The sequence below is a fragment of the Flavobacterium sp. FlaQc-49 genome, from assembly GCF_044005985.1.
In the GTDB taxonomy this organism is placed as follows: Bacteria; Bacteroidota; Bacteroidia; order Flavobacteriales; family Flavobacteriaceae; genus Flavobacterium; species Flavobacterium cupriresistens.
In genome coordinates this window covers 163,198-185,503 of record NZ_JBIPCS010000003.1, presented here as the reverse complement: position 1 = coordinate 185,503, position 22,306 = coordinate 163,198, and the positions used below count along the sequence as shown (strand labels likewise).

Sequence of the window (22,306 nt, the reverse complement as noted above, 5' to 3'; positions counted from 1 at the left end):
CCACAAAAATAAAAATATGTTTTTTTCTGAAAGAAGAAATACTACCCGTTGGGTTATTATCAGCATCTCCTTTTTAATCATTTCTCTGATTCTCTGGAACACTTATACTTTTTTTCAAATTTTTAAAAATGAAGAAAGGATAAAAATGAAACTATTAGCCAATGCTCAGATTGCATTGATTAATGCGGATGAAAATACGGATCTCGAACTTCCGCTTCAGATTTCCAGTAATAATAATTCTATTCCCGTAATTCTTACGATGTATGACAAAATTCTGACTACAAGAAATGTCCCTGAAACAGTCTTGCAGGACGAGAAAAAATCAATGGCTTTTCTGAATGGTTTAAAAAATGAAAATGAGCCTATTGTCTTTGAATATGCTCCGGGAAAATATCAAAAACTCTATTATGGTAATTCGTCTTTACTGAATAAACTTAAATATTATCCGATTGCTTTATTGCTGATTATCTTTCTTTTTGGCGCTCTGATTTATAATTTTTACAGAAGTACCAAAATGGCCATTCAAAATAAATTGTGGGCAGGGATGGCTAAAGAAACAGCACATCAGATTGGTACCCCTTTATCTTCTTTAATTGGCTGGGTTGAAATTTTAAAAACAGAAGAAATAGACCAATCGATCACATCAGAAATCGAGAAAGATGTGGAACGTCTTCAAACCATTACAGATCGTTTTTCAAAAATTGGATCCGTTCCTGTTTTAGAAGTTCACGATATAGTGACAGAAACTTTAAACAGTTACGAATATTTACAATCTCGTTTCTCTAAACAGGTTGCTTTTTCGCATCAGGTACCGAAAGAGCCTATTTTGGTCTCCATAAACCCGATTCTGCACAGTTGGACTATCGAAAATCTGGTAAAAAATGCCATTGATGCCATGAAAGGAAAAGGAACTTTAGAGCTTCAAATTGAGCAGGACGCCCATCATGTAAAAATAAATGTAAAAGATTCCGGAACAGGAATCCAGAAAAAACAATACAAAACCATCTTCGAACCCGGTTATACAACTAAAAAACGCGGCTGGGGATTGGGACTTTCTCTAACGAAAAGAATCGTAGAAGAATATCACAATGGTAAAATAAAAGTTTTACATTCCGAATTAGGAAAAGGAACTACTTTTCAAATTCAATTAAATAAAAAAGTGCAGTAAAATCTAATTTAACTGCACTTTGAATTATTTTTAAGGCTTATTATAAATTCGCCTGAATGCTTTTAGCTAAAGCTTCAAATTCTTCTTTAGAAAGCGATACTTTGTTTTGAAAACGCATCTCATCCATTTCATTCAAAGGAATTAAATGTACGTGGGCATGCGGAACTTCCAAGCCTACAACAGCGATACCGACTCTTTTGCACGGAACTGTTTTTTCTAAGGCAATGGCAATTTTCTTAGAGAACTTCATTAACCCTAAATACAATTCGTCTTCCATCTCAAAAATCTTGTCGATTTCTTGTTTTGGAATACAAAGCGTATGTCCTTTGGCGTTTGGATTTACATCTAAAAAAGCCAAATAATTATCGTCTTCAGCAATTTTATAAGCCGGAATTTCTCCGTTAACTATTTTGGTAAATATTGACATCGTTTAATTGTTTGTATGGTAAATCGTTTAACCGATTGCACGATTAAACCGTTAAACTTAAAAAAATTAGTCTCTTGAAATTTCAAGAATCTCAAATTTCAAAACACCATTAGGCACTGTGATTTCGGCAACTTCTCCAACCGATTTTCCAAGTAAACCTTTTCCAATAGGAGATGTTACTGAAATTTTTCCGGTTTTAAGATCTGCTTCACTTTCTGCAACTAATGTATATTTCATTTCCATTCCATTGCTTTGATTCTTGATTTTAACATTTGAAAGCACCAATGCTTTAGAAACATCTAATTGTGATTCATCTATTAATCTGGCGTTCGAATATACTTCTTCTAATTTGGCAATTCTCATTTCCAACAGTCCTTGCGCCTCTTTAGCGGCATCATATTCTGCGTTTTCAGATAAATCCCCTTTGTCTCTTGCTTCTGCTATATCCTGAGATGCCTTTGGACGCATTACACTTTTTAAGTGCTCCAATTCATCTTTTAGTTTTTTTAATCCTTCTGCTGTATAATAAGATACTTTACTCATAACTTCGTCGTTTATATAAATACAAAAAATCCCATCGGGACGGGATTTCTTATTACAAATATACTATTATTTTTTATAGTACATAATTATATGTTAATCATATGGAATTCAAATCTAAATAATTTATTTTTGTTTCACTAATTCAACTTTAAATAATGAAAAAAATCTGGCTATTAACCCTCTTTGTTTCTGTGCTTTTTTCTTGTAGCGACAGCGGTAAGAGCAACAAAAACCCGAACCTGCCGAATTATTCTGTTAATGCGTACCTGGACACTAATCTGCCTTTATACAGCAATCTGAAATTTATCAGTAATCCTGTATTTGTTCCCAATTTCGGTGCACAAGGATTAATCGTAATAAAAACGGGCGAAGGAACTTACAATGCTTTTGATGCCGCTTGTCCTAACGAAGCTGCAAATGCTTGTGCTCCATTGAAAATTGACGGATTAAATGCAGTTTGCTCCTGTGATAAAAGCGCTTATAATCTTTTCTCGGGACTTGGTAACAAAGAATACCCTTTGAAACAATATCGGGCTCAGTTAACCGGAACTGTACTTCATATATACAATTAAAATAAAAAAGCCTGAAAATGTAAAACTTTCAGGCTTTTTTGTTTTTGAATAACTTATTAGAATTTCAACGTTAATCCTACCAGGCAATTAATTCCCGCCTGAGGATAATAGCCCGGTACATCAAAAGTACTAACAGCAGAAGTAACAGGGTCTTTTATATCATACGTGTAAAAAAAACCATTACTCTCATACTTTAGATCAAAAATATTATTGACTAATGCTGATACTATAATTGATTTAAAAACTTTTTTAGGTTTAATTTCATAAGAAACATTCAAATCATTCACGAAATAACTATCTAGTTTTGAAACATCCGAATCAATATTTCCCATAAATTGCTCTCCTACAAATTTAGAAAGTAATGAAATTTGCAAGTCTTTAATTGGTATAAAAGTCAAACGATTACCTGCAATTACTTCAGGAGAAAAAGCGATATTGGTTGCACCCAGATTCTGTAAAACTCCATCTCTAGTAAAATGATAATCCTTGTTTTTGTTTTGACTCAACGTAATATTAGGTTGAATATACCATTGTTCTGACAACTTAAGCGTTGCGTCAACCTCAATACCTGCTCGGTAACTATCGCCGCTGTTGGCACGCAAAGGAGCACCTACATCATTTAACTGACCGGTTAAAACAAGTTGGTCTTTGTATCCCATAAAATAGAAATTGGTATTCAATTGAACGTTATCTGAATTAAATCTCCAACCCAACTCAAAGTCATTTAACTTCTCCGGTTTTACATTTCCACCTTCATAATCGCTTCTATTTGGTTCACGATTCGCTCTGGCGTATGAAAAGTATAAAATATTCTTATTGTTGATTTCAAAATTCAAACCCGCTTTTGGATTAAAAAAATTAAAATGATCATCAACCAAACCTGTTTCAGCACTATTCGCTTTATAAGTCACTTTTCTGTATTGCAAATCACCATAGAAACTCAATTTATCCGTTAATTGATAATTGGCTTTCGCAAAAATATTTCCGTCCGTTTTTGTCGAAAAATCATCATAGTAACGGTCTCCTAATTCTGTTTGACCGGCATTTCTTGCCCAGATTACTTTTCCGTAATGACTTCCCTCGTACTTATTCCAACCACCACCAAAGATGATATCCAGCTTTTCGTCTTTATACTTTACAGAAAAAGTGGTTCCGTAGAAATCATTATCCAACCATTTTTGGCGAATTAAATCTGTTCCGGGAACTAAATCTCCATTATCATTTTCAACCATTTTTGTAGGCAGTATTCCTCCGTAACCCTCAACAGGCTCATTATATTTGTAATTCTCAAAATAGCCAAGTCCTTTGGTATAATGAAAAGCTAAATTAGTACTCCATTTATCTGAAACCGATTCACTCCAGTGTAATTGATAATGATCTTGTTTGTAATTATCCGTTTCATTGTCATAAAAGCGTGTATTTCCTGCTTCGTCCTCGAACTTTCCGGCAGAATTATACGTACGATGTTCGTCTAATTTTTTCGCACTAATTCCGTTCCATGACTGGTACGTCTTTTCTGTTCCTCCAAAAACTAAGGCTTTGATTAAAGTAGTTTTACCAACATAAGTACCTTGTAAAAAATAAGACTTCAAATCAGAACTTGCTCTGTCTACATATCCGTCAGATTTCAAAGCTGACAAACGTCCGGCGATTTCAAAATGATCATTAAGAAGCCCGGTACTGAATTTTACGGTATGTTTACGGGAATTAAAACTTCCAAAGGAATTTGAAATTTCTCCATTAGCTTTTGAAGCATATTTATCTGTCAACATATTTAAGCTGGCACCAAAAGCTCCCGAACCATTCGTCGAAGTTCCAACACCGCGCTGCAATTGCAAACTCTCAACTGACGAAGCAAAATCGGGCATATTTACCCAAAATGTCCCCTGACTTTCGGCATCATTGTACGGAATTCCGTTAATCGTAACGTTAACTCTTGTAGCATCACTACCACGTACTCTGATTCCGGTATATCCCATACCATTTCCTGCATCAGAAGTGGTCACGACAGAAGGTAAATAATTCATAAGAATTGGAATGTCCTGGCCCAGGTTTCTAAATTGGATTTCCTTTTTACTCATATTACTAAAAGATACCGGTGTTTTTGTGGTCACACGAACGGCCGAAACCAATACATCGTCAAGCTGATTGACTTTGGTCGAATCTTGTTGTTGCGAAAAAGAAACCAGAGAAGAAAATAAAAAAAACAGAATAAGGGAAAATGACTTGTAGTGGGTCATTTTAAAAAACTTTGAACTGCTGCTACTTTGAACCTTTGCAGCTGAAATACTTAAAATAGTTTTCATCCGTAAAAAAATTACGAATAAAAGGGGGAATTATTCTTTTGTTAAATTAATAAAATTGTTTCACGACAAAATAGAGTTTATACGCTAAAATTTGTCGTTTTTTCCCTTAGCGACATTACTCGCTCAGGTTCTTTGGGTATGATCTCAGCTCGTTATTTAGAGCACCCCTTTGAGACGGGGCAAAGGTAGGACTAAAAAGTTAAAATACAATCTTGAAAAATTAAATTCCAAAACTGAAAATTTAAATACCAAATTCCAAACTTAATCTAAATTTGGTTTTCGGCGGGATTGTTTTATTTCTGAGATGTTCTTTTTGTCTTTGATTCTTTTTTTGATAACGGCTTTAGGAATTTTAGTCGCCTTTCTGACTTTAGGAACGAATAATCCTTTTTTAATGATTTCAAAAAAGCGTTTTATAACGATCTCTTTATTCTTAATCTGACTTCGGTCTTCATCACAGTTTAAGATCAGCATCCCTTCTGATGTTAAACGGGAAGCCAGATTGGTCTTTAAAAGCATTTTTTCTTCTTCGGACAAAGAATCGGATGCATTCAAATCAAAAGTCAAAACTACCTTTGAAGATACTTTATTTACATTTTGTCCACCGGCACCACTACTTCTAACGGCTTTAAAATTTAATTCTGATTGTATTTTTTCGAGATTCATTACTGTGGTTGGTGTGCTGGTTTCAATAAATCATTTACGGTCTTTACAGGATTAAAAGTTATTAAGGGTACTGCAACAAAAATAGTCAGCCAATTTGCCATTGCACCATTCCATAAACCCGGTAACTCATAACTTTTTACAGCTTTTCCTTCAACACTTTTTTCAACTATAAAACCGGCTTTTGAGTCTACAAATTCACCCAGATTGAATTTTTCGTTTTTATAATTCTTTATTCCACAAACCAAATCAACCGGATTAAAGTGTGTTGCTTCGGCTAAGATTTCAAGTTGTTTTTTATTGGTTAAATCGACTTGAGATGCTTCAACAATCTGAAGAGAAATCTTCCCTTTACTGTTCATAACCCAAAATGGTCCGCCTCCGGGTTCCCCTTCATTTTTAACCATCCCGCAAACCCTGATGGGTCTGTTTAGCAAACTTTCAATTTTAATGATTTTGTTTTCAAAAGTAAATTTATCAAAATCTTTAGTCATCTGAATGTTGAGCTTTTGAGTTAGAAATACAACCATCTCCTCAAGCTCATTTTCTTTTATTTTCTGACTTTCAATCACTTCTAAATAACCAAAAACTTTCTGCTGAATTTCAATTAAAACTCCCGCCAAAGCCTTTTTATACAAGGTAATTTTATCAATATGGTTTTGAATTACGTTATCTATATTTTTTATAAAGATAATATCTGCATCCAATTCATTTAAATTTTCAATCAAAGCTCCATGCCCACCGGGTCTGAAAACCAGTGCGCCTTTACTGTCCCTGACGATCTTGTTTTTAACATCAACCGTAATAGAATCTGTACTTTTGTTTTGATAACTGTAACCGATCTTAATTTGAACTCCTGATGCCTTTTCTACTTTTTCCTTAACCGAAGCAACCGCTTTTTCAAACTGATTTTGATGGGCTTCCGAAACTGTAAAATGTAAATTTGAAATTTGATTTGCCGTAGCGTAGTGTAAACATTCGTTTAAATGTTCTTCTATCGGATTGGCAATATGGGTGGTATACTGGTGAAATGGCAAAACTGCTTTTGGTTTGTTTGCAAAATCAAAATAATCACTTGACAGTAATAGTTTTATAAAATAATAGTTTTTGTAATCTCTGTCTAAAGTTTCAAAATCCGGATAAATTTCCCGTAATTTTTTATCTAAAGCTTCAAAAAACGGAAACTTGTCCATTGCTACAATAAAAATAGACAGATTGCTGTCTTTTTTTCTATTTATGTAAGCATTTATAGTTTCTGTTTGTATATCAAAATCATTCAGAAAAGCGGTCAAAAATTTAAACATCCTGCTCGCAGCTCCTGAAGCCGGAACAAATTTCTTTAATTTCAGCGCTGCTTTTTGGAGATCAAAAAAATTAGCTTTCTCCTCAAAATCCCTTTCCGTAAGACTTAAAATCCCTTTGTTTACTGTTGCGGGACTTATTAAATTACTCTTTGCAATTCCGTTTTTGAAAATTTTCAGTTGTTTTAAAATCTTCTCAAAAGGAATTCCGTGCTCGTAAATCTCCACAAAATCAGCAGATGAAAAACCTTTTTCTTTAGCAATTGTCAGATTATCAATGATGGCTGTAGCTTTTGCTAAACGACTTTCTTTATCCCCTGAAAGCGTAATAAATGGTTTTTTAGCATCAATTAAGGTTTGTTTAAAAACAGAAAATACCGGTTCTCTTCCCTCGGGAGTATCTCTCAAATCGTCTTTTTCCCACGGAACATCAATATCCGTCAGGAAAAACAAATCGTAATCGTGCTCTAGTGCAGCTTCATTTAAAAGGGCATCACAAAAGCCGTAATACATCTCAGAAAAAACTTTAGTAACCATCAGATTTGTATCGCAAAACAAATATTTTTTAGCCACAGAAAGCTTTTGATTCTCTAGCGCTACCTGTCCGTAGGCAATAGGCATCATATCCTCAGCTACGCAAATATGCTGATTCTCTTCCCATTTTTCCTGCAAATAATCACGTGCAAACTCAGGAACCCACTCTGTTTCATAATACTGAGCAAGTTGTTTTGCCAAGGTTGTTTTTCCTGTACTTTCAGGACCAAACAAAGCAATCTTTATGATAGTTGTTTTTTGCTGTCTAAGATTTTTCTCCATTCTAAATAAGCTGAAATAGCTAAAATTGTAAAAATTAAATATTGAAGTGATAACATCCCTAAACCACGATAAGCGTAAAGAGGCACTACAATAATATCACCTATAATCCAAAGTGTCCAGTTTTCGATTTTTTTTCGGGCCATGTACCACATTCCTGAAAAAAATATTCCTGATGAAATTATATCAATATAGTTGTCATTTTTGATTTCGTAATCGAAATATTTATAAATTCCGAAAACTACAAAAACAGTTACAAAAAACAATATAACTCCTATTATTTTTTCATTAAAATTAGTTCGTGTAATAGGCAGATTATCCTCAACAGTTCCTCCTTTTGCCCAAACATACCAGCCATAAATACTCATCACAGAAAAATAACCGTTAATGATCATATCGCCGATATAACCTGCAATATATAAAAGATAAACAGAAATTACGGTTGCAATTAAACCTGTCGGATAGACCCAAATATTTTCTTTCTTGGCAAACCAAACGCTCAAAATTCCACACACAAAAACTAAAAACTCCAAAGCAATATGCCACTGCGGAACATTTTTATAACTCTCAAGAAAAAAATCAATCATTTTAGCAGGTTGTTTCCGGTTGTTACTTTTTACATTTTAGGCTTCAAAAAAGCGACTGTTATTCTCAAAAGCAGTTCCAATCACTACTAAATCTGCACCAGCGGTATACGCCTTTTGAATTCCTTGCAAATCTACAATTCCTCCGCCAACAATTACCGGAATTTCAACATTTTGAGCAACTAACGTTATCATTTCTAACGGAACAGCTTCTTTTGCTCCGCTTCCTGCTTCCAAATAAACTAATTTATTTCCTAACATTTCGCCAGCCTGTGCCGTTGCCAAAACTAAGTCTAAATCTTGACGATCCAAAGGTTGTGTTTTACTGACTCTTGCTACGGCAGTTTCATTACCACTTTCTATTAAGATATAACCTGTTGAAATAACCTCCAGATTTGTCTTTTTCAGAATTGGTGCGGCCTGAACTTGATACTCGATGAGATAATCCGCATTTCGTCCCGATAATAATGACAAAAACAAAATAGCATCGGCCTGAGAAGAAATCTGAGACGGATCACCCGGAAATATAACAACGGGCAAGTTTGTTTTTTGTTTTAACACTGTCATTAATTCTTCCAAAATAGTTGCCTGAACAATACTACCTCCAACAAAAATATGAGTTGCAGGAGATTGTTTAATTTTAAGTAAAAGGTGGTCCAAATTTTCCCAGACAATTTTATCGGGATCCAAAAGAACGGCAAGCAGTTTTTGCCCATCAATCTTGGCCTGAATAATTTGTTCGTAGATATTGGCTATTTTTTGTTTCATAATCGGGAGTAAAAGTAAAAGTTTTTTAATCCTGAAGAACTATTTTGAATAAATTATATTTGTGTAATCGCTTTTGAAACAAAAGAAACAACTTATGATTGCTAATAGTCTTTTAGAAAAATATGGTGCCTTAAAGAAATTCTACGAAAAAACTGCTACTGTTTTTGAAGAAGGAAAACTACCCACACACTATTATCAAATTGTTTCGGGGGAAATAAAAATGAACAATTACAATGATGATGGACGCGAATTTATTCAGGGTATCTTTTACAAAGACCAGTCTTTTGGTGAACCTCCTTTATTTTTAAATCAAAACTATCCTGCAAGTGCCGTTGCGGTTGCCGATACGGAAATCCTTTGTGTTCCTAAATCCGATTTCATGAAACTTCTGGAAGACAATCCATCCATCAGCCTTAAAATAATCGAGAATTTAGCACAGCGTTTGTATTACAAATCTGTTATGGCGGCAGAAATGTCAACTCAGGAACCCGAGCATCGAATTCTAAAACTAATAGATCACGGAATTGCTTATTTTAATTTTAAAAAAGACACCAATGGGTACTGTATCAATTTTACGAGACAACAGATTGGTGACTTAACAGGACTGCGCGTTGAAACCGTCATCAGAACGATTAAAACTTTAGAAAAAAAGGGACTTTTAAAGATCATTAACAGAAAAGTATACCGCTAAAAAAGTTCTTATTTTATGATTAAAGTCATAAAACCATGGTGTATAGTAGCCGTAAATTTGTTACTATAAAATTATACATCATGACACTTTATAACACAACATTCGAAAATTTCAACAAAAGTTACTTTGGTTCTGCTTCTATGGCAATAATTGGACAAAGCTGTCTTGGAGCAACCGCAGCCATGTTTGTTCTTGCAAACGGGACTTCTGTAACACAAATGATCCAACTGGCGATTATTGTATTTATCAATATATTTGCCAATACTTCTATCTTGGCTCAGATGAGTCACAAAACTGTTTTTAACTTAATTATTACAAGTGTATTCTTTAGCATCTTATTTATAATTATCAACAACATTATAGTATGAGAAAACGAATAGAAAACAGAGCAGATATAGCGATCCTGGTTCATACCTTCTACACTAAAATAAGGGCCGATGCTGAAATTGGTTTTTATTTTAATACAATGATCAAAGACTGGGACGCACATCTGGAGAAGTTGACTGACTTTTGGGAAACAAATCTATTTGCTGTTAAAAAATACAAAGGAAATCCCCATGCCGTACACAATGAAGTTGACACTCACTTTGACGGTAAAATCACTTCAAATGAATTTGGAATCTGGCTCAACTACTGGTTTCAGACTTTAGAAGAACTTTTTGAAGGCGAAAATGCAGAGACCCTGAAAAGACGCGCCAGAAAAATGGGAACGTTTCTTTTTATGAGCATGTTTGAACACCGGAAGAAATTAGCTGAGAATACGATCTACTGCTCAAAAGCATAAACGAGTGTGAATTTTTGCTCCGAAACCTCCGATTGGATCTCTTTATAATGTACTTCAAAATCTTTTATTAAATCATCAAAATGAAGGCTGGCTTGTGTTTGGCTTTCTTTTAAAGAGAAAGAATTAACCCGGATATGATCTTTGAAACTGATCCCTTTTTCGTCTCTGATTTTAAAGATTGCTTCTTTTGCTCCCCAAATTACCGTTAGCTTTTTAATATATTTCAGTGTTGAATCGGGTTTTAAATAACTGCATTCATAATCCGTAAATTTATCTGCAATGCGAAGGATTTTTTCGCGTTGCAGCTCCATATCAATCCCCACCGTTTCTTCGCTGATAATGATGGCAGCGAAGTTGTGCGAATGTGTGATCGAAATATAATTCTGACAATAAAAATAAGGCTTTCCAAATTCATCATAGTGTAAATCATGATCGGTAAAACCCATTTCCTGAATTAACATACGAACACTCAAAAATGCACGTTGATGCATTTGAGATTTCATTCCGTTCAACCTCAACTGTGTTTTTTCTTTTAACACGACTTTATCCAGCAGCTCCTCTAAAGATTCTGTTATTTCCCAAATTAAAATTTTGGTCGTTTCGTTGTGCTGTATGGTCTGAAATAAGGGCATTTTTTTTATTATGAATTATAATTTATAAATGTACGTGTTGCAATATTTTGAAATCACAGGATAAAAATTCATCAAATCTGTTAAAAAATCAAAAGTTTTTATAACCCTCCCGATAAGAACAACATCTTTCTGAGACATCCCGATACGTTATCGGGAGCAACAAAAGATACAATAGACAGCAGGATTAGCTTCTTACTTTGATGATGCTTAACAGGTCAACCAAATATTTATCTAAGGCACAAAAGATTAAGCAATTAAACATTTCACAAATCTTACAGAAATTAGTAAAAATTTAAAGTTATTCCGTAAATTTGCCAAAAATTTACAATTACAAATATACTATAAATGAGTACTACAACTACGCCTTTTGTGGCTTTCAAAGTAAAAGACATTTCTCTAGCGGCTTGGGGAAGAAAAGAAATTGAACTGGCTGAAGCTGAAATGCCAGGTTTAATGGCGCTTCGTGCTGAATATAAAGACGAGCAACCTCTTAAAGGTGCGCGTATTGCAGGATGTCTGCACATGACCATCCAAACTGCAGTTTTGATCGAGACTTTAATTGCTCTTGGTGCTGAAGTTACTTGGAGTTCTTGTAACATTTTCTCTACTCAGGATCAGGCTGCTGCTGCTATTGCTGCTGCCGGAATTCAAGTTTACGCTTGGAAAGGTCTTGACGAAGAGTCTTTTGACTGGTGTATTGAGCAAACTTTATTCTTTGGTGAAGACAGACAACCATTGAACATGATCTTAGATGATGGTGGAGATTTAACTAACATGGTTATTGACCGTTTCCCGGAATTGGTTCCTGGAATCAAAGGTTTATCTGAAGAGACTACAACTGGTGTTCACAGACTTTACGAAAGAGTAAAAGCCGGAACTTTACCAATGCCTGCTATCAACATTAATGACTCTGTTACTAAATCTAAATTTGATAACAAATACGGATGTAAAGAATCTGCTGTAGATGCTGTACGTCGTGCTACTGACTTAATGTTGGCTGGAAAAAGAGTTATCGTTTGTGGATACGGTGATGTTGGAAAAGGAACTGCTGCTTCTTTCAGAGGTGCAGGATCTATTGTAACAGTTACTGAAATTGACCCAATTTGTGCTTTACAAGCTGCAATGGACGGTTATGAAGTTAAAAAATTAAACACTGTAATTGCTAATGCTGATATCATCATTACTACTACAGGAAATAAAGATATCGTTCTTGGAAGTCATTTCGAGCAAATGAAAGACAAAACTGTTGTTTGTAACATTGGACACTTTGATAACGAAATTGACATGGCTTGGTTGAACAAAAACCACGGTGCTTCTAAAATCGAAATCAAACCACAAGTTGACAAATATACTATCGCAGGAAAAGATATCATCATCCTTGCTGAAGGTCGTTTAGTTAACCTTGGTTGTGCTACAGGTCACCCAAGTTTTGTAATGAGTAACTCATTCACAAACCAAACTTTGGCACAAATCGAATTATGGAAAAACAGCGCTGCTTACAACAATGACGTTTATATGTTACCAAAACATTTAGATGAAAAAGTAGCTGCCTTACACTTAGCTAAATTAGGAGTTGAATTGGAAGTTTTACGTGACGACCAAGCGGCTTACATCGGTGTTGAAGTTCAAGGTCCATTCAAACCGGAATACTACAGATACTAGATAATTTTAGATTTCTGAATTTAGATTTCTTTAAATCCTATTTCAAACCCGACAGATTTTAAAAACCTGTTGGGTTTTGTTTTTCAATCTAAAATAATCTGGGCGTGCCACCATTTAAAAAAAGGCCTAAATAAGATCGCGCTTATTAGGCCTTTTCTTAAATGCTGTCGGGCTATTCGGGCTACTTCGGTAGCTTCCTTCTATCCCTCACGCAGGCGGAAATTAAGAGTCGTAACATTAATCAGATATTTAGTATTATTTTAAATTATAAGTATACTTTTGGGAATCTAAACAAACCAAAAAACTAATCTATGAGAACACGCTTGATTATAATGTTAATCTTGATTTTATCTTTTTCTATGAATGCGCAAAGCAACTCTAATATGCAAGCAATGCAGCAAAATAGACAGATGCACCAACAAATAAACGCACAAAATCAAAAGTGGGCAAATGAACGAGCAACTGCAGATCGACAATGGCAGATGAGAACAATGATGAATCAATCAATGAATCAGGCCAGGAAAACAGAAAAAAAAATTGCGAATGAAGAAAAAAATAAAAAGAAATTGGAAGAAAAAACGGCAAAACTAAATTCTGATTTAAAAAAACAGCAAGACCAATTGGCTGCACTTCAAAATTCCGAAAACAGTTCAAATAATGATACTCGAAAAGAAGTAGAAAAAAAGAAAGAACAAATAACAAAATTGGAAGAAAAACTAAATAAATCAAAAAGTGAACTTGAGGAAAGTTCTAAAAAACTTGAAGATTTAAATAAAGAAAAAGAAATTTCTCTGACAGCAACAATAGATCAAAGAAAAAAGGAGCAGGAAGACAAAGAAAGAAAACAAAAACAGGATGAAATAAACCAAGCACTTTTAAAAAATATAAAATCTAACTGATTTAGAAATTCATCTTATAAAAATAAACGGTAGTGTCTCACTAACTGTGTAAGTTAAAAAATGATGGGGTTTTAAAGATTGCTTTACTTCTTCTATAAGTAATGTCGTAAATCATATCTTTTTCTTCTTTACTAAGTTGTTTTTTTTGGGAAAACATAGAAAGGCTAAGACTCATCAAAATCAATACAATTCTGTTCATGCTTTTTTTGGGAAAGTACAATTTTTTCGCACAAAAACTTTCAGAAACCTTACAACAATCCAAAGTTTTATGGTTTAGCCATAAACACCTAACGATCAATCAATGCCTATTGAACATTTCTTCCAAAAAAATTGTCCTTTAACAAATAACTGCTTACTTTTAAGAATCAAAATAAGTTTCTATTTATCAAAGTATCAAACACTATAACCTTGAAAAAAACATCTTATTTATTTGTCTTCTTATTGTTACTAACGCTTCCGCACGTTATTTTTTCTCAGGAGAAGAAACCTAAAGTCGTATTAGTTTTAAGTGGTGGCGGCGCAAAAGGAATTGCACATATTCCGCTTTTGCAAAAACTCGATTCTTTGCACATTGTTCCCGATCTGATTGTCGGAAATAGTATGGGAAGCATCATCGGAGGTTTATATGCAATGGGATATTCGGGAGATAGTATTGAAAAAATCACCAAAAATATTTATTGGGATAAATTACTTGGCGGAGGTCAGTCCTTAAGAACCGCAAGTGCAGAAGAAAAAAGAGAATTTCAGAGGTATTTAGTTGGAATAGGAATCAAAGAGGGAAAACTAAACAGGGTTGGCTCACTCTTAAACGATCAAAATCTACGAGAATACCTTTCCGAGTTGACCTTTCCTGTTTATAATGTCAAAAATTTCGACAGTTTACCGATTCCCTTTAGAGCCATGGCTACTGATTTGGTCGAGGGAAAAGAAGTCATCTTAAGCAAAGGCAGTTTAGCCTATGCTATGAGAGCCAGTATGTCGTTGCCGGCTATCTTTAAGCCAATGGTTTACGAAAAAACAGTATTAGTTGATGGAGGGGTTTTGAATAATTTTCCAACAGACGTTGCGAAACAAATGGGTGCCGACATCATTATTGGCAGCGATGTAGGGGGAGGAATGCAACCCATTGACAAATTAAATAGTCTTGTGACTATATTGATGCAAACCAGTATGTTTCCAAGTAATATTAAAAATCCGGCAAATAGAGCCCTCTGTACGATCTTAGTTGATCATCCGCCAAACTTACGTTTTTCTACCGCTGATTTTGGAAAAAGTAACGAAATCTACAAAGATGGAAAAATTGCAACCGAACAAAACCTACCTGCTTTAATTGCTCTTGCAGATCAATTAAAAGGATATCCTCAACGCATTCACGAGCTGCCGAAAATGCCCCGGGAATTTATTCTTGATACCATTGTTTATAAAAAAATAAGTGCCGAAAACCTTCCTTTAGTGATGGCCCGAGCAAACCTCAAAACACATGTAAAATATACCACCGAAGATTTAATGGCAGGGGTCAACAGAGCCATGGGTACCAATCTTTTTGACGAAATAACGTATCACTACTTCATAAAAAATAAAGACAAACTGGGAATTACAATAATTGGATTTGAACGTGCCAAGAACCAAATCAACATGTCATTACATTATGACACTTATAGAGGTGTCGGGCTTATTTTTAATTACACCGCCAGAAATGTCATTGCTGAATCCTCTCGTCTTCTTGTAACATTAGATATTGCCGAGCAACCCAAAGCGAGAGTCAATTTTCAGAAAAATTTTGGAAAAAACAAAGACTGGTGGTGGGCAACTGAACTTTATACCTCGTTTTTAAACCAGGAAATTTTTATAGATGGAAAATCCGCAGACAATGTGCTTTTTAATACTTTCGAGTTTAAAAATGAAGCCAATAAAAATTTAAATTCCCTTAAGAGTTACGTCGGTTTTGGTTTAAATTACCAGTACGTACTATTAAAACCAAAATACAATACCGACTATAATCCTAGTATAACGTCTATTGATAATTACAATTTTAATACGATAGAGTTAAACATGCATTATTCTTACAATGACATGGACAAAGTTTTTTTTGCAAACAACGGCACTATAATAAAAGCCAATCTAAGCAGATCGCTACTTTCAGATATCGATGTTTCCTTCAGCGACTCAAACATAACAGCTGTTTCCGGTCCAACAAATGCTTATACCAGATTTGGATTGGGGTTTGAAAAAAGAATATTTTTAACAAAAAGAATAACAGGGATAATAGGGCTTGATGCAAATTTTACATTCCTGGACAAACTTAAAAGCAATCAAGAATCCTTTACTGATTTAGGTTATGCCGTAAAGTATTTTTTAGGAGGTGTCACCCCTTCTTCCGGTAGTAATCGTTTTTGCTTTCCGGGACTCCATGAAGACGAAGTCAATCTTACGCAATTTATAGGAATGAATCTTGGTGCTCAAGTAAACCTAATGGGAAAAATATACCTGACGCCTCACTTTAATGTTGCCACTATTGGTTTTGAAGATTTTAACAATTACATCGATAAAGCCTTGACTCCAAAAGGAAATTGGGCTCTAAATGAGGAACCTAGTCTTGTCCTTTCCGGAGGAGCCACTATCTCCTACCAATCCATTTTAGGCCCTATTCATCTTGATACTTCGTGGATAAATAACATCGACAAAGTGAGGTTGTTTTTTAGTGTTGGCTTGTCACTCAATCCGTAAAATTTACAAATCCAACAATAAATCCGATAGATTCTAAAAGCTGTCGGGTTTTCTTAACTTTGTAAAAAACAGGAATTATGAAAAACTTTTTATTTTTAGGCATTGCTATTATCTTCGAAATCATTGCAACTTCTGCATTAAAAAAATCGGAAGAATTCAGCAAATTAATACCGAGTATCATTACGGTTATGGGGTATTGTGGTGCCTTTTATTTTTTGAGTTTTGCCATTAGAACTATCCCTGTCGGAATTGCTTATGCCATCTGGTCCGGAGTCGGAATTGTTTTAATCACGATTATCGGAGCTGTTTTTTTCAAACAAATACCAGATTTACCTGCGATTATTGGCTTACTGTTGATCCTTATCGGAGTCCTTGTAATTAATGTTTTTTCTAAAACTGTGGCGCATTAATTAAAATTTTTACTGTGAAAAAACCGCAACAAAGTATGCTTAAATACCATCCATGAATTTCAGAAAAGCAACGCTCGCAGACTTAAAAGAAATGCAGGAACTATTTGTTGCTACCATTAAATCTGTCTGTCAAAAAGAATATAACGAACAACAAATCGAGGTCTGGACTTCAGGAGTGAACAACACAGAGCGTTGGATTGAAGTTATTGAAAAGCAATTTGTTTTATTAGCCCTTATCGAAAATAAAATAGTCGGCTACGGAACGCTGAAAGACACCAATTATATAGATTTCTTTTACATCCATAAAGATTTCCAAAGACAAGGAATCGCTAATAACCTCTTAACCCGTTTAGAACTCGAAGCCAAAAAAAGAAGTTCAAAAACCATAACCTCCGATATCAGTATAACCGCAAAACCTTTTTTCGAAAAGAAAGGATTTGTAGTAAAAGCCAAACGAAAAAACATCAGATCAGGAGTTGAACTTATCAACTACAAGATGGAAAAGAGCCTCGAGTAGAGAAAAGTTGTTTCAGGTTTCAAGTTTCAAGTTTCAAGTTACGCAAAACCTGAAACTTGAAACTTGAAACTTGAAACAAAAAGAACAAACCAATAAATCGAGAAAACTTGCGCAAGTTTCGGATTTTATAACCGCAAAACCCGACCGATATTTGTATTATAAAATTGAACAAGATGAACACACAGGAAAACATCAATTATAATCGCATTGCAGAAGCAATAGACTATATCAAAACCAACTTTCGGGAGCAACCGAATCTTGATGTCGTTGCCGAAAAAGTACATTTAAGTCCGTTTCATTTTCAGCGTTTGTTTACCGAATGGGCAGGAACAAGTCCGAAGAAATTTTTACAATATATAAGTCTCGAACACGCCAAGAAAATCCTGAAAGAAGACAATCAGGCCACACTATTTGATACTGCTTACGACACAGGGCTTTCGGGCACCAGTCGTTTGCACGATTTATTTGTAAACATCGAAGGAATGACTCCGGCAGAATACAAAAACGGTGGAAAAAATCTCTTTATAAACTACAGTTTTGCCGAAAGCCCGTTTGGGAATATCATGGTCGCTTCGACTCCAAAAGGGGTTTGTTTTATGGCTTTCGCCGAAAGTGAAACAATGGGTTTTGAAGATTTAAAACACAAATTCCCCAATGCAACATTCTCCCGAAAACTAGATTTAGCACAGCAAAATGCTTTGTTTATTTTTCAAAATGACTGGAGTAAACTATCTGAAATAAAACTGCATTTAAAAGGTACCGATTTCCAGTTAAAAGTTTGGGAAACACTGCTAAAAATTCCAATGGGGCAACTTTCAACGTATGGTTCGATTGCAAAACAAATCGAAAAACCAAATGCCTCACGAGCTGTTGGAACTGCAATTGGTCATAATCCTGTGGCCTTTTTAATTCCTTGTCACCGCGTGATTCAATCTACAGGAACATTTGGTGGTTATATGTGGGGAAATACCCGAAAAACGGCCATTATTGGCTGGGAAGGTGTGCAAACCAATCCGGATCTTAACCAAAACACACCGTAGAGACGCACTGCTGTGCGTCTTTACATATGCGTCTTTACTTTTTAATTCCTTGTCACCGCGTGATTCAATCTACAGGAACATTTGGTGGTTATATGTGGGGGAATACCCGAAAAACGGCCATTATTGGCTGGGAAGGTGTACAATCCAATCCGGATCTTATCAGGACGCACAATAAAAACACACAACCGTAGAGACGCACAGCAGTGCGTCTCTACTACAATATAAAAATCATTTCCATGAAAAATTTACATTCCAAAATTGCATCTCTTAACTGGGACAGCATCACCGAATCTATGCATGAAAGAGGCTTTGCTTTAATTCCAAAGCTTCTTGAAGACGAACAATGCGAAACTTTAAAAACCGCTTATTCCAACCCTGCTTTGTATCGCAAAACAGTTGTGATGGAGCGCTATCGGTTTGGTTTGGGTGAATACAAATATTTCAATTATCCGCTTCCGGAATTAATTCAAACGATTCGAACTTCTGTTTATCCGAAACTGGCCCCAATTGCAAATGCCTGGATGAAAGCACTAAATATCGATACCGTCTTCCCCAAAACACATGAAGAACTTTTAGAACAATGTCATCAAAACGAACAACTAAAAGCTACGGTTCTAATCTTAAAATACGGAAAAGGCGGACACAATACTTTGCATCAGGATTTATATGGCGATGTCTATTTTCCGATTCAGACGGTGCTTTTCCTAAACGAACCCGACGAAGATTTTAAGGGAGGCGAATTTGTTCTCACACAACAAACGCCAAGAGCACAATCTAAAGCAATTGTTCTTCAACCCAGAAAAGGCGACATGCTTGTTTTTACAACCAATTTCCGTCCAATAAAAGGGACAAAAGGATATTATCGGGTAAATATGAAACATGGTGTAAGCGAGATTCATGAAGGGGAGCGACATACCTTGGGGATTATTTTTCATGATGCATTGTCGTAAATTTAAAATTGTGGTTGTAAAAACATAATTAACCCAAAACACACAATCATGACACAACACCATAAAATTTCCGATCGCGATCTGCGGAATAAAATTAAAAATGGCGAAATTTGCTTTGGTGGGAACCAAAAACTAAAAATTTACGGAACGCTGAAATGTTCTTCCGGTAAACGAATGAAACGCGAAAATCGGGTTTTCTTCCTTTCCGAAAAAGAAGCCATACAAAAGGGTTTCAGACCTTGTGGACATTGCATGAAAACCGAATATCAAAAATGGAAAAATGGACTTATTTAATCCCGAAACAGACGAAAAAACCAATTTATTACCTAAAGATGGTACTGTAAATTATTACGGAAGATTGTTTTTAAGAGAAAAAGCCAACTTCTATCGTGACAATCTCCTGGAAACCATCGAATGGAAAAATGATCAGGCCATTATCTTCGGAAAATTGATTTTAACCAAACGAAAGGTAGCCTGGTATGGCGATCAGGAATTTGAATACACCTACTCTAACACGACCAAAAAAGCCAAACCGTGGACCAAAGAATTACTGGAACTCAAAGCAGCAATTGAAGAAAAAACCGGCGAAACCTTTAATTCGTGTCTGTTAAATTTATATCATAACGGCGACGAAGGAATGGCATGGCACAGTGATGCCGAAAAAGATTTGAAAAAAAATGGAGCAATCGCTTCTGTAAGTTTTGGCGCTGAACGCAAATTTGCTTTCAAACATAAAGAAACCAAAGAAGTTGTTTCTTTAATTCTCGAACATGGTAGTTTATTAGTGATGAAAGATACGACCCAAACAAATTGGTTGCATCGTTTACCGCCAACAAAAACAACGTCAAAACCCAGAGTGAATCTTACTTTCAGAACTATTGTTTTGTAAATTATACCAATAGTATATTTAGAAAATCAGCCAATAAAAATTATTTCAAATACCATTTATCACCGCTAAAAATTAGTCTTTTTAATTGAAAATAATCAATCTAGATTTCAATAGCCGTTGGTTTTAACCAACGGTCACGTAGGTTTCAATTAATAGGCTTTAGCCAAAATCTTGCGCTCAAAATTTTGGCTAAAGCCCGCATCGATGCCCTTTTAGATCCGTTGGTTAAAACCAACGGCTATTGAAAAAAACAATATTTACTAAATGTACTTTTACTAAATATACTATGGCTAAATTATCTTTTTTTAGGCGCTACAGTAGCATAGAAAATTGACAACACATCTTGAGACATTTCGGTTGGAACTTTAGCAAGATCTACGATTCCAAATACGATTTATCATCGTTAAAATTAGTCATTTCAATTGAAAATAATTTATCTAGATTTCAATAGCCGTTGGTTTTAATCAACGGTCACATATATTTCAATTAATAGGCTTTAGCCAAAATATTGCGCTCAAGATTTTGGCTAAAGCCCGCATCGATGACTTTTTAGATCCGTTGGTTAAAACCAACGGCTACTAAAAAAAACACTTATTAAATGTCTTTTACTAAATGTACTATGGGTAAATTATCTTTTTTTAGGTGCTACAGTATTATAGGAAATCGACAAAGCATCCTCAAACATTTCGGTTGGAACTCTGGCAAGATCTACAAATGTCCAACCTTGCTTTCCCCATTTGTTGGGAATGGGGTAAAAAATCAGTTCACTTGAGGCACAAAAAACAGATTGGTCTATTTCATTGAATTTAAAAACACCCAGGTTCTTTTTCTCATCAATGGTAGCAAATATTTTTTTCTTTATTCGGAAAGAGATTTTCTCAAAATGAGGCTCTTCTGTTGCTTCGGGAAGTGCCAAAGCTAAAGTCCTAAATGCTTCAATAGTTATCATAATCGTTTATTTTAAAATTAAACTTTTATTCTTACCAACCCTGATTCAATCCGTTTTTAAGGACTTCTTCGTATTTGTCTTTATCAAAAGTATACAAATTTGGGGCTTTGTGCGCTACATTACTTTTCTTTTCGTCGAGTTTCTTGAGGATTCCGATATGGGTTATTTTCCGTAAAAAATTTCTTCTGTCGAGCTTTTTATCCAAAATGGTTTCATACAACTTCTGAAGTTCCGGAATCGTAAATTTTTCGGGCAATAAATTATAGCCAATTGGCATCAAATTCAATTCTATCCGAAGTGTATTCAGCGCTTTATCGAGAATTTCTTTATGATCTAAAATCAGTTCCGGAACTTCTTTGTGGTCAATCCATTCTATAATTTCGTGATTGTTGTCTTTTTGAGGAATAGCTTTTAGAAAATCGACTAATGCATAATATCCGATTGTTACGAACCTTTGTGTAAACCATTGGCCGGCGTCTTTTGGAATTTCAAAATAATCCAGCACTGTACTATCAAAATTAGGATCTTTTCGTTTTATGCTGCCAAAAGTGGCAAATTGTCTTAAAAAAATCCCCTGCATTCCCGTGCGATCATTCAAAACGGTAACGGCAGCAGTATCGATATCTTCCTTAATTGGTACAAATCCACCCGGCAATGACCATTTGTTATCGTAGGATGTTTTAATCAATAAAACTTTAAGCTGATTGTCATGAAACCCAAAAATAACACAGTCGATCGAGAGACCCGGCTGGTAATTTTCGCTATTTAATAGTATCTCTTTCAATATGTGTTTTCTTAAATCAATACGCTCTTCTTCAAACGAACGTGCAATTTAAACCATTTTTACAAAAGAAAATATTTTTTTACAAATCAGCCCCTAATAACCTCTATTTTCTTAGAAAAACGGAACAAACTAAATGACTCATAATTTTTACTTAAAATTAAAATCGAATTAAAAAAAGAAGTACATTGCGTCATAATAACACATTTGATAAATAAATTGTTATTATT

24 protein-coding genes and 1 pseudogene are annotated in these 22,306 nt (G+C 34.9%); 15 read left to right on the top strand and 10 right to left on the bottom strand.

Annotated elements, in window-relative coordinates:
• Nucleotides 1-16 precede the first annotated feature (16 nt).
• Nucleotides 17-1,168: a PAS domain-containing sensor histidine kinase gene (locus tag ACHRV3_RS07160; protein ID WP_047773026.1), complete on the top strand. Its 1,152-nt coding sequence runs from the start codon at nucleotides 17-19 to the stop codon at nucleotides 1,166-1,168.
• Nucleotides 1,169-1,208: 40 nt separating this feature from the next.
• Here ACHRV3_RS07160 and ACHRV3_RS07155 read toward each other — a convergent pair whose 3' ends face one another.
• On the bottom strand, nucleotides 1,209-1,595 hold the full coding sequence (locus tag ACHRV3_RS07155) for an HIT family protein (RefSeq protein ID WP_047773024.1): 387 nt from the start codon (nucleotides 1,593-1,595) through the stop codon (nucleotides 1,209-1,211).
• Between the two features lie 66 nt (nucleotides 1,596-1,661).
• Nucleotides 1,662-2,138 (bottom strand): transcription elongation factor GreA, encoded by a 477-nt coding sequence (gene greA, locus ACHRV3_RS07150; protein ID WP_029271926.1) that lies wholly within the window; start codon nucleotides 2,136-2,138, stop codon nucleotides 1,662-1,664.
• 155 nt (nucleotides 2,139-2,293) lie between these two features.
• Here greA and ACHRV3_RS07145 point away from each other — a divergent pair, with 155 nt between their 5' ends.
• On the top strand, nucleotides 2,294-2,710 hold the full coding sequence (locus tag ACHRV3_RS07145; RefSeq protein ID WP_047773023.1) for a hypothetical protein: 417 nt from the start codon (nucleotides 2,294-2,296) through the stop codon (nucleotides 2,708-2,710).
• 56 nt (nucleotides 2,711-2,766) lie between these two features.
• On the opposite strand, the gene ACHRV3_RS07140 is transcribed toward ACHRV3_RS07145, so the two are convergent.
• The 5 genes from ACHRV3_RS07140 to ACHRV3_RS07120 all read right to left on the bottom strand — a co-directional run bounded on the left by ACHRV3_RS07140 (nucleotide 2,767) and on the right by ACHRV3_RS07120 (nucleotide 9,145).
• Nucleotides 2,767-5,016, bottom strand: a complete 2,250-nt coding sequence (locus ACHRV3_RS07140; RefSeq protein WP_395433797.1) for a TonB-dependent receptor — start codon at nucleotides 5,014-5,016, stop codon at nucleotides 2,767-2,769.
• A 261-nt stretch (nucleotides 5,017-5,277) separates the two neighbouring features.
• A complete protein-coding gene (gene arfB, locus ACHRV3_RS07135; protein WP_395433796.1) occupies nucleotides 5,278-5,682 on the bottom strand; it encodes an alternative ribosome rescue aminoacyl-tRNA hydrolase ArfB in 405 nt (134 codons plus the stop codon).
• Nucleotides 5,682-7,796 (bottom strand): DUF4301 family protein, encoded by a 2,115-nt coding sequence (locus ACHRV3_RS07130; protein WP_395433795.1) that lies wholly within the window; start codon nucleotides 7,794-7,796, stop codon nucleotides 5,682-5,684. Before ACHRV3_RS07130 ends, arfB begins: the two co-directional genes overlap by 1 nt.
• A complete protein-coding gene (gene pnuC / locus ACHRV3_RS07125) occupies nucleotides 7,757-8,380 on the bottom strand; it encodes a nicotinamide riboside transporter PnuC (protein ID WP_047773018.1) in 624 nt (207 codons plus the stop codon). Before pnuC ends, ACHRV3_RS07130 begins: the two co-directional genes overlap by 40 nt.
• 36 nt (nucleotides 8,381-8,416) lie before the next feature.
• Nucleotides 8,417-9,145, bottom strand: coding sequence for a geranylgeranylglyceryl/heptaprenylglyceryl phosphate synthase (locus ACHRV3_RS07120; RefSeq protein WP_395433794.1), 729 nt, complete (start codon nucleotides 9,143-9,145; stop codon nucleotides 8,417-8,419).
• A 94-nt stretch (nucleotides 9,146-9,239) separates the two neighbouring features.
• Here ACHRV3_RS07120 and ACHRV3_RS07115 point away from each other — a divergent pair, with 94 nt between their 5' ends.
• The 3 genes from ACHRV3_RS07115 (at nucleotide 9,240) to ACHRV3_RS07105 (ending at nucleotide 10,620) form a co-directional block, all read left to right on the top strand.
• Nucleotides 9,240-9,836 carry a Crp/Fnr family transcriptional regulator gene (locus ACHRV3_RS07115; protein ID WP_395433793.1) on the top strand — a complete coding sequence of 199 codons (597 nt, stop codon included), beginning with the start codon at nucleotides 9,240-9,242 and terminating at the stop codon, nucleotides 9,834-9,836.
• An 80-nt stretch (nucleotides 9,837-9,916) separates the two neighbouring features.
• Complete coding sequence (locus tag ACHRV3_RS07110; RefSeq protein WP_047773013.1) at nucleotides 9,917-10,204, top strand: hypothetical protein; 288 nt, start codon at nucleotides 9,917-9,919, stop codon at nucleotides 10,202-10,204.
• A complete protein-coding gene (locus ACHRV3_RS07105; protein WP_395433792.1) occupies nucleotides 10,201-10,620 on the top strand; it encodes a group III truncated hemoglobin in 420 nt (139 codons plus the stop codon). Before ACHRV3_RS07110 ends, ACHRV3_RS07105 begins: the two co-directional genes overlap by 4 nt.
• Here the strand turns inward: ACHRV3_RS07105 and ACHRV3_RS07100 are convergent.
• Nucleotides 10,602-11,252 (bottom strand): 4'-phosphopantetheinyl transferase family protein, encoded by a 651-nt coding sequence (locus ACHRV3_RS07100; RefSeq protein WP_395433791.1) that lies wholly within the window; start codon nucleotides 11,250-11,252, stop codon nucleotides 10,602-10,604. The two genes, ACHRV3_RS07105 and ACHRV3_RS07100, sit on opposite strands and share 19 nt — an antisense overlap.
• A gap of 345 nt (nucleotides 11,253-11,597) precedes the next feature.
• Between ACHRV3_RS07100 and ahcY the strand changes: the two genes are divergently transcribed.
• The 10 genes and pseudogenes from ahcY (at nucleotide 11,598) to ACHRV3_RS07050 (ending at nucleotide 20,346) form a co-directional block, all read left to right on the top strand.
• Nucleotides 11,598-12,914, top strand: coding sequence for an adenosylhomocysteinase (ahcY, locus tag ACHRV3_RS07095; RefSeq protein ID WP_047773007.1), 1,317 nt, complete (start codon nucleotides 11,598-11,600; stop codon nucleotides 12,912-12,914).
• A gap of 311 nt (nucleotides 12,915-13,225) precedes the next feature.
• Nucleotides 13,226-13,813: a hypothetical protein gene (locus ACHRV3_RS07090; protein WP_395433790.1), complete on the top strand. Its 588-nt coding sequence runs from the start codon at nucleotides 13,226-13,228 to the stop codon at nucleotides 13,811-13,813.
• 408 nt (nucleotides 13,814-14,221) lie between these two features.
• Nucleotides 14,222-16,540: a patatin-like phospholipase family protein gene (locus ACHRV3_RS07085; protein WP_395433789.1), complete on the top strand. Its 2,319-nt coding sequence runs from the start codon at nucleotides 14,222-14,224 to the stop codon at nucleotides 16,538-16,540.
• 77 nt (nucleotides 16,541-16,617) lie between these two features.
• Entirely contained in the window at nucleotides 16,618-16,950 is a 333-nt protein-coding gene (locus tag ACHRV3_RS07080; RefSeq protein ID WP_047773003.1) for a multidrug efflux SMR transporter, read from the top strand.
• 52 nt (nucleotides 16,951-17,002) lie between these two features.
• A complete protein-coding gene (locus ACHRV3_RS07075; RefSeq protein ID WP_395433788.1) occupies nucleotides 17,003-17,467 on the top strand; it encodes a GNAT family N-acetyltransferase in 465 nt (154 codons plus the stop codon).
• A gap of 173 nt (nucleotides 17,468-17,640) precedes the next feature.
• Nucleotides 17,641-18,507, top strand: coding sequence for a methylated-DNA--[protein]-cysteine S-methyltransferase (locus tag ACHRV3_RS07070; RefSeq protein WP_395433787.1), 867 nt, complete (start codon nucleotides 17,641-17,643; stop codon nucleotides 18,505-18,507).
• 38 nt (nucleotides 18,508-18,545) lie between these two features.
• Nucleotides 18,546-18,698 (top strand): annotated as a pseudogene (locus ACHRV3_RS07065) (MGMT family protein); the annotation flags it as partial.
• Nucleotides 18,699-18,743: 45 nt separating this feature from the next.
• The gene (locus ACHRV3_RS07060; RefSeq protein ID WP_395433786.1) at nucleotides 18,744-19,457 is read left to right on the top strand and encodes a 2OG-Fe(II) oxygenase; all 714 of its coding nucleotides are present in this window, start codon (nucleotides 18,744-18,746) and stop codon (nucleotides 19,455-19,457) included.
• Nucleotides 19,458-19,505: 48 nt separating this feature from the next.
• Complete coding sequence (locus ACHRV3_RS07055) at nucleotides 19,506-19,751, top strand: Ada metal-binding domain-containing protein (RefSeq protein WP_395433785.1); 246 nt, start codon at nucleotides 19,506-19,508, stop codon at nucleotides 19,749-19,751.
• Nucleotides 19,738-20,346: an alpha-ketoglutarate-dependent dioxygenase AlkB gene (locus tag ACHRV3_RS07050; RefSeq protein ID WP_047772995.1), complete on the top strand. Its 609-nt coding sequence runs from the start codon at nucleotides 19,738-19,740 to the stop codon at nucleotides 20,344-20,346. The genes ACHRV3_RS07055 and ACHRV3_RS07050 overlap by 14 nt, the downstream gene beginning before the upstream one ends.
• A 628-nt stretch (nucleotides 20,347-20,974) precedes the next feature.
• Here the strand turns inward: ACHRV3_RS07050 and ACHRV3_RS07045 are convergent.
• The gene (locus ACHRV3_RS07045) at nucleotides 20,975-21,295 is read right to left on the bottom strand and encodes an MmcQ/YjbR family DNA-binding protein (protein WP_047772993.1); all 321 of its coding nucleotides are present in this window, start codon (nucleotides 21,293-21,295) and stop codon (nucleotides 20,975-20,977) included.
• Between the two features lie 31 nt (nucleotides 21,296-21,326).
• A complete protein-coding gene (locus tag ACHRV3_RS07040) occupies nucleotides 21,327-22,082 on the bottom strand; it encodes an NrtR DNA-binding winged helix domain-containing protein (RefSeq protein ID WP_395434066.1) in 756 nt (251 codons plus the stop codon).
• Nucleotides 22,083-22,306: the final 224 nt, after the last annotated feature.